Origin of the sequence: Streptomyces sp. 378 (genome assembly GCF_030124145.1) — a bacterium.
Lineage (GTDB): Bacteria > Actinomycetota > Actinomycetes > Streptomycetales > Streptomycetaceae > Streptomyces.
The window spans coordinates 296981-309029 of sequence record NZ_JASKMS010000006.1 but is presented as its reverse complement, the minus strand read 5'-3'; the positions used below and the strand labels follow the sequence as shown (position 1 = coordinate 309029).

Here is a 12049-nt window from a genome sequence, read left to right as displayed (position 1 = left end):
CCGCGACCGACTCAGCCGCCCTGCAGACCGCGACCGACTCAGCCGCCCTGGAGGCCGCGACCGGCTCGACCGCCCGTCAGACCGTGACCGACTCAACCACCCTGCAGACCACGACCGACTCAGCCGCCCAACAGAGCGCGACCGATCCGCTCCGACTGGCCCTCGTCGTGGGCAGCAACCGGCACGGCCGCTTCGGCCCGGTCGTCGCCGACTGGCTCCTCGGCCGCGTCCGGGACCGGGACGACCTGGTCGCCGAGGTCGTGGACGTCGCCGAGACCGCGCTGCCGATGTCCCTCGAACCGACCCCGGAGGCGACCGCCGCGCTGTCCGGCATCACCCCGAAACTGGCCCGCGCGGACGCCTTCGTGATCCTCACCCCCGAGTACAACCACTCCTTCCCGGCAGGCTTGAAGAACCTCGTCGACTGGCACTTCACCGAGTGGCAGGCCAAGCCTGTCGCCCTCGTCTCCTACGGCGGACTGTCCGGCGGTCTGCGTGCCGCCGAGCACCTGCGGCAGGTCTTCGCCGAGCTCCACGCCGTGACCGTCCGCGACACCGTCTCCTTCCACAACGCAGGCGCCGCCTTCGACGACCGGGGCGTTCTGCGCGACCCGTCCGGGCCGAACGCGGCGGCGAAGGCCATGCTGGACCAACTGGTGTGGTGGGGGAGGGCGTTGCGAGAGGCCAGGCACAGGCGGCCGTACGGCGGCTGAGCCCGCCTCAGGCATGCCGGCCGCCTGCTCGCGCCTCCCTCACACCCGAACGCGCGCGCCTCCACTCCCGCGCGCTCCCCAAGGCGCGCACCCTCACACCCGCGTCCGCCAGTCCCCGCTCGCGATCGTCCGCCCACGCGCCCGCAGCCGCGTGGCGACGGCGGGCGCGGCCACGTACACCCAGGCCCGGACGGCCACTCCGTCGGCCTCCCGTACGGCCTTCCGCTCGACGCGCACGTACAGACTGCGCGGATCGCCCGGCGCGTACTCCTCCAGCCGATCCAGCTCGGCGAGCAGCCCCTCGTACGCCTCCGGCAGGGCGGTGACCAGCTCCCCGCCGACCGGGCCGCCGCTCGGTTCCTCGACCGCGTACGGATAGCCCGGCCCCTGGTAGAGCACCGCGTCCGGGAGCCGGGCCGGTTCCTCGGAGCGGGTGCGGCCGCGCAGCAGGAGGTCGTGATTGACCTCCCCCGGGCGGAGGGTGCCGTAGACGAAGAAGGGCAGGGTCACAGGAACGAGTCTGCGCCCTCGCGCCCTCGCGCCCTCGCGCCCCTGCACGGCGGGGCCATGGACCTCCCACGTCCGCGCCGCACGTCCGCCCAGGAGACGGAAGGCCCGGGGCGTCGCCGTCGACGAGGACGGCACCCGGTGGCGGCGGCCTGGAAGGCGGTCGCGGTGAGCCGCCCCCTGCTGACCCTTGCCGCCCCCTGCCCGCCCCTACCTCTCGACGGCCTCCAGCCGCACCGCGCACGCCTTGAACTCCGGCATCCGGGACGTCGGGTCGAGCGCGGGGTTGGTGAGGGTGTTGGCGCGGCCCTCACCCGGCCAGTGGAAGGGCATGAAGACGGTGTCGGGCCGGATGGCGTTCGTGATCCTGGCGGGCGCCACGGCCCGGCCCCGCCGTGACACGACGGCGACGGGATCCCCCTCGGCCGCCCCCAGCCGCGCCGCCAGCCGCGGGTGCAGCTCCACGAACGGCCCCGGCGCGGCGGCGTTCAGCTCCGCCACGCGCCGGGTCTGCGCCCCGGACTGGTACTGCGCCACGACCCGCCCGGTGGTGAGCAGCACGGGGTACTCGTCGTCCGGTTCCTCGGCGATCGGCCGGTGCGAGACGGGCACGAACCGCGCCCGGCCGTCCGGCGTGGCGAAGCGGTCGAGGAAGAGGCGGGGCGTGCCGGGGTGCGCGGTGGGTGTGTCCCGGGCGGGGTCGTCGCCCGCGTCGACCACCTCCGCGGCGGCCGGGCACGGCCAGAACACCCCGTCCTCCTCCACCAGCCTGCGGTACGTGATCCCCGAGTAGTCGGCCGCCCCACCCGCCGACGCCCGGCGCAGTTCCTCGAAGACCTCCTCGGGGTCCGTCGGGAAGCCCTTTTCCACACCCAGGCGGGCGGCCAGTTCGTGGAGCACCTCCAGGTCGCTGCGGACCCCGTCGGGCGGGGTGATCGCCCGCCGCCGCAGCAGGACCCTGCCCTCCAGGTTGGTCGTCGTGCCCGTCTCCTCGGCCCACTGGGTGACCGGCAGGACCACGTCCGCGAGCGCCGCCGTCTCCGACAGCACCACGTCGCAGACCGCCAGGAAGTCCAGCGACCTGATGCGCTCCTCGATGTGCGCGGCCCGCGGCGCCGACACCACCGGGTTGGACGCCATCAGCAGCAGCGACCGGATGTCGCCGCCCAGCGCGTCCAGCAGTTCGTACGCGCTGCGCCCCGGCCCGGGGAGGCTGTCCGGGTCGACCCCCCACACCTCGGCGACATGCGCCCGCGCGGCCGGGTCGTCGAGCTTGCGGTAGCCCGGCAACTGGTCGGCCTTCTGCCCGTGTTCGCGCCCGCCCTGCCCGTTGCCCTGCCCGGTCAGGCAGCCGTACCCGGACAGCGGGCGGCCCGCCCGGCCGGTCGCCAGGCACAGGTTGATCCACGCGCCCACCGTGTCCGTGCCCTTGGACTGCTGCTCGGGCCCCCGGGCGGTGAGCACCATCGCCGACTCCGGATCGCAGAACAGCCGTACGGCCTGGCGGAGTTGGGGAACGGACACCCCCGTGATCCGCTCCACGTACTCCGGCCAGTGCGCCATCGCCGCCGCCCGCGCGTCCTCCCAGCCGGCCGTGCGCTCCCGCACGTACTCCTCGTCCACCCGCCCCTCGGCGATCACCAGGTGCAGCAGACCCAGGGCGAGGGCCAGGTCCGTGCCCGGCCGGGGTGCCAGGTGCAGGTCCGCCTGCTCGGCGGTCTTGGTGCGGCGCGGGTCGATCACGATGAGCGTCCCGCCGTTCTCCTTCAGCTCGGTGAAGAACCGCAGCGACGGCGGCATGGTCTCCGCGAGGTTCGACCCGACGAGGATCACGCAGCCGGACTTCGGGATGTCCTCCAGCGGGAAGGGCAGCCCCCGGTCGAGACCGAACGCCTTGATGCCGGCGGCCGCCGCCGACGACATGCAGAAACGCCCGTTGTAGTCGATCTGGGACGTGCCGAGCACGACCCGCGCGAACTTGCCGAGCGTGTACGCCTTCTCGTTCGTCAGCCCGCCCCCGCCGAACACCCCGACCGCGTCCGGCCCGTGCTCCGCGCGCGTGCGGCCCAGCTCCGCGGCGATCCGGTGCAGCGCCCGGTCCCAGGAGGCGGGCACCAGCGTGCCGCCCTCGTCGCGGACCAGCGGAGAGGTCAGCCGGACGTTCCGGGCGAGCACCGCCGGAGCCGTACGGCCCTTGCCGCACAGCGCGCCCCGGTTCACCGGGAAATCCGCACGCTCGCTCACCTCGACGGTCCCGTCCGGCGCGGGCGTCAGGTTCATCCCGCACTGCAGTGCGCAGTACGGGCAGTGCGTGGGCGTCGCGGTGCTCTGCATGCCGTTCAGCGTGCGTCGGCCGTGTTACGCCCGGGACGGTTCCCTGTTACGCGGCCGGGACGGCAACCTCCCCGCCACCGCCCCGCCCGCGTGAGGCGCGAGCCCGCTGCCCGGCGAAGGACAGGCGTGCCCTCCTTCAAGTCGTCGCCGACCGGCGCAGACGTTGCCTCTGGGACCGGAAACGCCACATGTGGCTCATTGCGTTCCTTTCTTGGCCGGTCCGACCTAGTTGAGGGTTGAAGCAGCCGCACTACGCTCTCGCTACGCGCAGCGCTCGCACGACTCCGCACCGCGTTCGACACCCGGGCATGCCCGCCGCACACGGCTGCATCCACCCGCGGCACCGCCGCGGGTGGCCATCCGACCTCGAAACAGCCAGGAGGCCACCCGACCATGCCTCTGCGCCACTTGACCCCCCACGACCAGCGGCTCTTCCGGCACTACGGCCGGGGCCCCACCGTCCCCGTCCCCGACCCGCTCCTGCACCACGCCGTCGCCCGGCACGCCGCGGCCCGCCCGCACGCCGTGGCCGCCGAGCACCAGGGCGCCCGCATCACCTACGGCGAACTCGACCGGTACGCCGGTGCCCTCGCCGCCCGGCTGGTCCACGAGGGCGTCCGCCCCGGCGACCACGTCGGCCTGTTCGTCCGCCGCTCGATCCCGATGCTGGTCGGCCTGCTCGGCATCCTCAAGGCCGGCGCCGCCTACGTCCCGCAGGACATCGGCCTCGCGCCCCCGGCCCAGCTCACCCACGTCATCCGCACCGCCCGCACCCGGGTCGTCCTCACGCTCGCCGAGCACGCCCCCCGCGTGCCGCTGCCCGACGGTCATCTGCTGCTCCCGCTCGACGAGCCGCTGCCGCACGCCCCGGCCCCGCGCGTCCGCGTCACCGGCGACGACGGCTGCTACGTGCTGTTCACCTCCGGCACCACCGGCCGCCCCAACGGGGTGAAGGTCACCCACCGCAACGTCGCCAACCTCCTGCTCACCGCCCCGGGCGGTCTCGGCGTCCGACCCGGTGACCGCGTCGCCCAGCTCCTCAACATCGCCTTCGACATGGCCGCCTGGGAGATCCTCGGCTGCCTCGCCCAGGGCGGCACGCTCGTCATCCGCGGCAGGGACCTCGCCGCGGCGGCCCGCACGGCGGACGTGCTCGTCGCGACCCCGACCGTGCTGTCCGGCCTCGACCCGGCCGCCTGCCCGCGGGTGCGCACGGTAGCCGTCGCGGGGGAGCCCTGCCCGCGTCCGCTGGCCGACCGGTGGGCCCGGCAGGCCGCCTTCTTCAACGGCTGCGGCCCGACGGAGACGACGATCGTCAACACGATGAGCCGCCACGACCCGTCCGCCCCCCTGCTCACCATCGGCCGACCCACCCCCAACAACACGGTCTACGTCCTCGACGCCGACCGCCGTCCCCTGCCGATCGGCGAGGTGGGCGAGATGTGGGCCGGCGGCGACTGCGTCTCCGCCGGCTACCTCGGCGACGACGCCCTCAACGCCGAGCGCTACGCCCCCGACCCGTTCCTCGGCGGCGGCCGCCGCATGTTCCGCACCCGCGACCTCGGCCGCTGGACCCCCGGCGGCGAGCTGGAGCACCTCGGCCGCACCGACGACCAGGTCAAGGTGCGCGGCTTCCGCGTCGAGCTCGACTCCGTCTCCTCGGTCCTGGAGTCGGCCGCAGGCTGCACCAGGGCCGTCACCCTGAAACGCGACGCCCGCACCCTGGTCTCCTTCGTCTGCCCGGCGGACGTCGACCCGGACGCGGCCCGCCGCGCGGTCGCGGACGCCCTGCCCTACTACTGCGTCCCCGAGCAGGTCCTGCCGCTGGCCTTCCTCCCCGAGACCGACCGCGGCAAGATCGACAAACAGGCGCTGCTGCACCTGATCGAGGAGCGCGTGGCGGTGGCACGATGACCACGTCCCCGCCCCGGCCCCACCCGGCCACCGACGCACTCCCGCCGCTCCTGCCCGCTCCCCGCCGCCTGCTCAAGCACCCCCGCCTGATGCACTACCACCGCCTGGCGGCCCTGGTCCTGCTCGTCAACGGGGCCTTCGCGGCGACCGCCCGGCCGCTCGACGCGCCCACCCTCGGACACGCGGCCCTCGCCAACCTCGCCCTCGCCGTCGTCGTACGCCAGCAGTACGTCATCAACCTGCTGTTCCGGCTGGCGACGTCGGCGCCGACGAGCTGGCCACTGCGGGTCCGCTGGACGCTGGGCAAGGTGTACCACTTCGGCGGACTGCACGTCGGCGGGGCGCTGGCGGGCACGGCCTGGTTCCTGGCGCTGACGATCACGACGCCGAACGGCCCGCTCATGGCCGTCGGCTGGACGCTGATCGCCCTCCTCGCGCTCGTCATCGCCACCGCCCTGCCGCCCTTCCGCTCCCGCCACCACGACCACTTCGAGAAGATCCACCGCTTCGGCGGCTGGACGGCCCTGGGCCTGTTCTGGGCGCACACACTGATGTCGTCTCCGGGTCCCTGGGAGGTCGGCGTGCTCGCCGTGATCACCTTCAGCGTGGCCCTGCCCTGGCTGCGGCTGCGCAAGGTGGACGTCCACCTCGAACGCCCCTCCTCCCACGTGGTGCTGGCCCGCTTCGACCACGGCGAGACCCCCTTCGCCGGTTCCTCCACCGCGATCAGCCGCAGCCCGCTGAGGGAATGGCACTCCTTCGCCAACGTCCCCACCCCCGGCGAGCCCGGCTTCCGGCTCACGGTCTCCCGGGCGGGCGACTGGACCGGCTCCTTCATCGACGACCTGCCCGAGCGGGTGTGGGTCAAGGGCATCACCACGGCCGGCGTCGCCAACATCGAGGTCCTCTTCACGAAGGTGGTCTACGTCGCCACCGGCAGCGGCATCGGCCCCTGCCTGCCCCATCTGCTCGCCGCCCAGGTGCCCTCCCGGCTGGTCTGGGCGACCCGCGACCCGCGCGCGACCTACGGCGACGCCCTGGTCGACGAGATCCTCGCCGTCCAGCCGGACGCCCTGATCTGGGACACCTCCCGGCACGGCAAACCCGACATGGTGCGCCTCGCCCACGAGGCCCACCGGGACTTCGGCGCCGAAGCGGTCATCTGCATCTCCAACAAGAAGCTGACCTGGCAGGTCGTCCACGGCCTGGAACGGCGGGGCATCCCGGCGTACGGCGCGATCTGGGACTCGTAGCGATCTGGGACTCGTAGAAGGGGCAAGCCGATGAACAACCTGAAGCTGGAGCGCGACGGCCGGGTGGTGACCGTACGTCTGCACCGCCCGCACGTACGCAACGCGCTCAACTCCGAGCTGCTGTCCGAACTCCTCGACCTCGCCCGACCGTTGGACGCGGACCCCGAAGTCGGCTGTTTCGTCGTCACCGGCTCGGACACCGTCTTCGCGGCGGGCGCCGACATCAAGGAGATGGCCGGAAAGTCGGCCGTCGACATGGCGGCCGAGGACTACTTCGCCGCCTGGGAGGAGTTCGCGGACCTCCGCACCCCGAAGATCGCCGCCGTCAACGGTCACGCGCTGGGCGGCGGTTGCGAGCTGGCGATGATGTGCGATCTGATCGTCGCGGGGGAGTCGGCCGTCTTCGGGCAGCCCGAGATCAAACTGGGCGTGATCCCCGGTATCGGCGGCACCCAGCGGCTGACCCGGCTCGTCGGCCGGGCGAAGGCGATGGACCTGGTCCTCACCGGCCGCACCATGGACGCGCGGGAGGCCGGACGCTGCGGTCTTGTCTCCCGCGTGGTCCCGGACGACCGGGTCCTGCCCGAGGCACTCGAAGCGGCGGCGGCGATCGCCTCCTACGGCGGCGCGGCGGTCAGGGCGGCCCGAGAATGTGTCGACCGGGCCCTCGAAACCGGCCTGCGCGACGGTGTCCGCTTCGAACGCCGCGTCTTCCACGCCCTGTTCGCCACCGAAGACCAGAAGGAGGGAATGACGGCGTTCCTGGACAAACGCCCCCCGCGCTTCCACGGACGCTGACGCCGGCCCGGTCAATCGAGAGGGTCTTGGGCTGTCGCCAAGGCCCTCTCCACCCCCGGCTCCCGGGGACCGAGGAACCGGGGGTCCGGCCGGAACACCGCGTCCAGAGCGGCCTTCCCGGCGGCGAGGACCTCCCGGGCGCCCCCGTAGTACCAGGTCGCGTCGTGCACGGCGTCCACCCCGACCCCGTACGAGGTGACCCCCGCCGCCTCGCACAGGGCCACCGCACGCCGGATGTGGAAGCCCTGGCTGATCAGCACCGCCTCGTCCACTCCGAAGATCTTCTTCGCGCGCACGCAGGAGTCCCAGGTGTCGAACCCCGCGTAGTCGCTGACGATCCGCCCGTCGGGCACCCCGTGCCGCGTCAGATACCCGCGCATCGCGTCCGGCTCGTCATAGTCCGCACGGCTGTTGTCCCCGGTGACGAGCACCACCTCGACCCGCCCCTCCCGGTACAGCCTCGCCGCCGCGTCCAGCCGGTGCGCGAGATACGGCGAGGGCTCCCCGTCCCACAGCCCGGCACCGAACACGACGGCCACATCGGTGCGCGGCACATCCGCCGCCGTACGCAGCCGGTCACCCGCCGCGGTGTACATCCACGTCGCCGGAAGCAGCGCGAGCACGCACCCGGCCATCACGGCCTGCACCAGCCTCCGCTGCCCCCGCCTGGAACGCGGCAGCCGCGGTCCGTGGAACGTCACACGACGCATCGGACGGTCCCTCCCCAGGTCGGCCCCTCGACAGTCAGGGACGCCCGCACGGGCCGCCCGGTTCATCCGCACCCGCGTGACCAGCTTCACTCGATACAAGGAAACCGCAGGTGAAACCACCTCACACACCCTCAGCCCCGCATCGTGAACCGCCGGAAAACACCCGTGACGCCCACGCAACGGGAAGGCAACGTGGCGCCGCGACCATCGGTGCATGCCCCGTCAGCTCAGCCTCGTCCCGCCGCCCGCCACGCGCCACCCGGCCCCGCCCGCCCTCGTGGTCGTGGCCCACGGCAGCCGCGACCCCCGCGCGCTGAGCACCGTGAGCGCGCTCCTCGACCGCGTCCGGGCCCTGCGCCCCGACGTGCCGGTGCACCTGGGCCACATCGAACTCAACGCACCCCTGCTCCCCGACACGCTCACCGCCCTCGGCGACAGGGAGGCGGTCCTCGTCCCCCTCCTCCTCAGCCGCGGCTACCACGTCAAGCAGGACATCCCCGAGATGGCCGCGGCCTCCCCGGCCCGCACCCACCTGGCAGCGCCCCTGGGCCCCCACCCCCTGCTGGTCGACGCGCTCCAGGCCCGTCTGACGGAGGCCGGCTGGGGTACGACACCCCGCCGCACCAGCGCGGTGGTCCTCGCCGCGGCGGGCTCCCGCGACCCGCACGCGAAGACGGACACCGCCCGCACGGCCCACCTCCTCGCCGCCCGCCTCGGCGTCCCCGTCATCCCGGCCTACGCCTCGGCGGCCACCCCGACAGTCGAAACAGCCGTCCGCACCCTCCTCGCCCGCGGCCGCCGCCACATCGCCCTGGCGTCCTACTTCACGGCCCCCGGCCGCTTCGCCACGGAGTGCGCCCAGAAGGCCCCATGGCTCGCCGCGGCCCCCCTGGGCACGCACCCGGCGATGGCCGAACTCCTCCTCCACCGCTACGACGAGGCTCTGACGGCCGCGACCGCTGTACCCGCATTGGCTTCGGCGTAGAACGCGGGGCGGCGCACGTACTCAGGGGCGCGGGGAACTGCGCGACCAGCCCGAGACAAGCCGCACCCGCCCGAAAAGAGAACCCGGCAGACGCACAGGCGCTTACTGTCGAGCCATGGACGGCACCGCACAACATCCCCCCGCCTACGACCCGACGTCAGTCGACCGCTGGGCCCCGGAACCCGACAAACGCCCCGGCCGCACGGCCTTCCAGCGCGACCGGGCCAGGGTCCTGCACAGCGCCGCCCTGAGAAGACTGGCCGGCAAGACCCAAGTGGTGACGCCCGGCACCCTGGGCCCCGCCTGGGACGCCAGCCCCCGCACCCGCCTCACCCACTCCCTCGAATGCGCCCAGGTCGGCCGTGAGCTGGGCGCGGCCCTCGGCTGCGACCCGGACCTCGTGGAAGCCGCCTGCCTCTCGCACGACCTGGGCCACCCGCCCTTCGGCCACAACGGCGAGCAGGCCCTCAACGAGTTCGCGGCCGACTGCGGCGGCTTCGAGGGCAACGCCCAGTCGCTCAGACTCCTCACCCGCATCGAGCCCAAACGGTTCACCCCGGAGGGCTCCGTCGGCCTCAACCTCACCCGCGCCACCCTCGACGCCGCCACCAAGTACCCCTGGCCCCGCGGCGCCCACCCCACCGACCCGGCCTCCCACAAGTTCGGCGTCTACGAGGACGACCGCCCGGTCTTCGACTGGCTCCGCAAGGACGCCCCCGGCACCCGCACGTGCTTCGAGGCGCAGGTCATGGACTGGTCCGACGACGTGGCCTACTCGGTGCACGACGTGGAGGACGGCCTGCACGCCGGCCACATCGACCCGAACTGCCTGCACGCCGACCCCGAACGCCGCGACGTCTTCCAGGTCGCCCGTGGCCGGTACGTCCCCGCCGACACCGACCCCGCCGAACTCGCCGAGGCCCTGGACCGGCTCCTCGCCCAGGAGTGGTGGCCGCACGGCTACGACGGCAGCGCCGTCGCCCAGGCCCGCCTCAAGGACGCCACCAGCCAGCTCATCGGCCGCTTCTGTCTCGCCGCCGAGACCGCGACCCGCACCGCGTACGGCGCCGGACGGCTCACCCGGTACGCCGCCGAGCTGGTCGTCCCGCGCGAGACCCGCATGGAGTGCGCCGTCCTCAAGGCCGTCGCCGACCTCTACGTCATGCAGCGCGCCGAGCAGGAGCGGCTGCGCGCCGACCAGCGGATCATCGTCGCCGAACTGGCCGAGGCGCTCACCGTCCGCGCCCCGGACGGCCTGGACCCGCAGTTCCGCTCCCTGTTCGGCCGGGCGGCCGACGACAGGGCGCGCAAGCGGGTGATCGTCGACCAGATCGCCTCCCTCACCGACCCCTCCGCCCGTTCGCTGCACGCCCGTCTGACGGGGTGGGGACGGGACTGACGCGACGGGTGGGACGCGCGCACCCTCGAATGTGACCCTGCGTGGCCTGATCGGGTCACTCCCTCTTCCCGCATCACGCTCCGTGCGGGACGCTCGCAAGTGGCGACACCCGCTGTGTTTTCCGGGGAGACACCCCCCGGATCCCCGTAGGAGGCATCAAGTGGTCGACGCGGATCAGACATTCGTCATCGTCGGAGGCGGACTGGCCGGCGCCAAGGCGGCCGAGACGCTCCGCGCGGAGGGCTTCACCGGCCGCGTGATACTGATCTGCGACGAACGCGACCACCCCTACGAGCGCCCGCCCCTGTCCAAGGGCTACCTCCTCGGCAAGGAGGAACGCGACAGCGTCTTCGTGCACGAGCCCGCCTGGTACGCGGCCCACGACATCGAGCTGCACCTCGGCCAGACCGTCGACGCGATCGACCGGACGGCGAAGACGGTCCGCTTCGGCGAGGACGGCACCGTCGTCCGCTACGACAAGCTGCTCCTGGCGACCGGCGCCGAACCCCGCCGCCTCGACGTCCCGGGCACGGACCTGGCGGGCGTGCACCACCTGCGCCGCCTCGCCCACGCCGAGCGCCTCAAGCACGTCCTGACCAACCTCGGCCGGGACAACGGCCACCTCGTCATCGCCGGCGCCGGCTGGATCGGCCTGGAGGTCGCGGCGGCGGCCCGCGAGTACGGCGCGGAGGTCACGGTCGTCGAACACGGGCCGACCCCGCTGCACGGCGTGCTGGGCCCGGAGCTCGGCCAGCTCTTCGCCGAGCTGCACCGTGAGCACGGCGTGCGGTTCCACTTCGGCAGGCGGCTGACGGAGATCGTCGGCCAGGACGGCATGGTCCTCGCGGCCCGCACCGACGACGGTGAGGAGCATCCGGCGCACGACGTGCTGGCCGCGATCGGAGCCGCCCCGCGGGTCGCTCTCGCGGAGGCGGCCGGGCTGGAGATCGCCGACCGGGCGCGGGGCGGTGGCGTGGTGGTCGACGAGCGGCTGCGCACCTCCGACCCCGACATCTACGCGGCCGGCGACGTGGCCTCCTTCCACCACGCCCTCTTCGGAGCCGGGCTGCGGGTGGAGCACTGGGCCAACGCGCTCAACGGCGGCCCGGCCGCCGCCCGCGCCATGCTGGACCAGGACGTGACGTACGACCGGGTGCCCTACTTCTTCTCCGACCAGTACGACCTGGGCATGGAGTACTCAGGCTGGGCGCCCGCGGGCAGCTACGACCAGGTGGTGATCCGCGGGGACGCCGGCAAGCGTCGGTTCATCGCGTTCTGGGTGAGGGAAGGCCGGGTGCTGGCCGGGATGAACGTGAACGTGTGGGACGTCACAGACAAGATCCAGCGCCTGATCCGTTCGACATCCCGGGTCGACACCGAGGCGCTCGCCGACCCGCACGTGCCGCTGGACGGCCTCGCCTCCTCATAACCGTCGG

General features: G+C 73.4%; 10 protein-coding genes. 7 read left to right on the top strand and 3 right to left on the bottom strand.

The window, feature by feature from the left end; all coding sequences use genetic code 11:
• Positions 1 to 83 precede the first annotated feature (83 nt).
• On the top strand, positions 84 to 713 hold the full coding sequence (locus QNO09_RS11790) for an NADPH-dependent FMN reductase (protein WP_502962280.1): 630 nt from the start codon (positions 84 to 86) through the stop codon (positions 711 to 713).
• Positions 714 to 806: 93 nt separating this feature from the next.
• On the opposite strand, the gene QNO09_RS11785 is transcribed toward QNO09_RS11790, so the two are convergent.
• Positions 807 to 1223 (bottom strand): gamma-glutamylcyclotransferase family protein, encoded by a 417-nt coding sequence (locus QNO09_RS11785; protein ID WP_283970071.1) that lies wholly within the window; start codon positions 1221 to 1223, stop codon positions 807 to 809.
• 207 nt (positions 1224 to 1430) lie between these two features.
• Entirely contained in the window at positions 1431 to 3554 is a 2124-nt protein-coding gene (locus QNO09_RS11780; RefSeq protein ID WP_283970070.1) for a molybdopterin oxidoreductase family protein, read from the bottom strand.
• 393 nt (positions 3555 to 3947) lie between these two features.
• On the opposite strand from QNO09_RS11780, the gene QNO09_RS11775 reads away from it, so the two are divergent.
• From QNO09_RS11775 to QNO09_RS11765, 3 genes are read left to right on the top strand one after another with little or no spacing between them, the layout of a single operon-like run.
• On the top strand, positions 3948 to 5468 hold the full coding sequence (locus QNO09_RS11775) for an amino acid adenylation domain-containing protein (RefSeq protein WP_283970069.1): 1521 nt from the start codon (positions 3948 to 3950) through the stop codon (positions 5466 to 5468).
• Complete coding sequence (locus tag QNO09_RS11770) at positions 5465 to 6721, top strand: FNR domain-containing protein (protein WP_283970068.1); 1257 nt, start codon at positions 5465 to 5467, stop codon at positions 6719 to 6721. The genes QNO09_RS11775 and QNO09_RS11770 overlap by 4 nt, the downstream gene beginning before the upstream one ends.
• A 30-nt stretch (positions 6722 to 6751) precedes the next feature.
• The gene (locus QNO09_RS11765; RefSeq protein ID WP_283970067.1) at positions 6752 to 7519 is read left to right on the top strand and encodes an enoyl-CoA hydratase-related protein; all 768 of its coding nucleotides are present in this window, start codon (positions 6752 to 6754) and stop codon (positions 7517 to 7519) included.
• An 11-nt stretch (positions 7520 to 7530) separates the two neighbouring features.
• Here the strand turns inward: QNO09_RS11765 and QNO09_RS11760 are convergent, their stop codons facing one another.
• Complete coding sequence (locus tag QNO09_RS11760; protein WP_283970066.1) at positions 7531 to 8229, bottom strand: SanA/YdcF family protein; 699 nt, start codon at positions 8227 to 8229, stop codon at positions 7531 to 7533.
• Positions 8230 to 8443: 214 nt separating this feature from the next.
• Between QNO09_RS11760 and QNO09_RS11755 the strand changes: the two genes are divergently transcribed.
• From QNO09_RS11755 to QNO09_RS11745, 3 genes are all read left to right on the top strand, one after another.
• A complete protein-coding gene (locus QNO09_RS11755; protein ID WP_283970065.1) occupies positions 8444 to 9214 on the top strand; it encodes a sirohydrochlorin chelatase in 771 nt (256 codons plus the stop codon).
• A gap of 115 nt (positions 9215 to 9329) precedes the next feature.
• Complete coding sequence (locus QNO09_RS11750; protein ID WP_283970064.1) at positions 9330 to 10613, top strand: deoxyguanosinetriphosphate triphosphohydrolase; 1284 nt, start codon at positions 9330 to 9332, stop codon at positions 10611 to 10613.
• Positions 10614 to 10773: 160 nt separating this feature from the next.
• On the top strand, positions 10774 to 12042 hold the full coding sequence (locus QNO09_RS11745) for an NAD(P)/FAD-dependent oxidoreductase (RefSeq protein ID WP_283970063.1): 1269 nt from the start codon (positions 10774 to 10776) through the stop codon (positions 12040 to 12042).
• Positions 12043 to 12049: the final 7 nt, after the last annotated feature.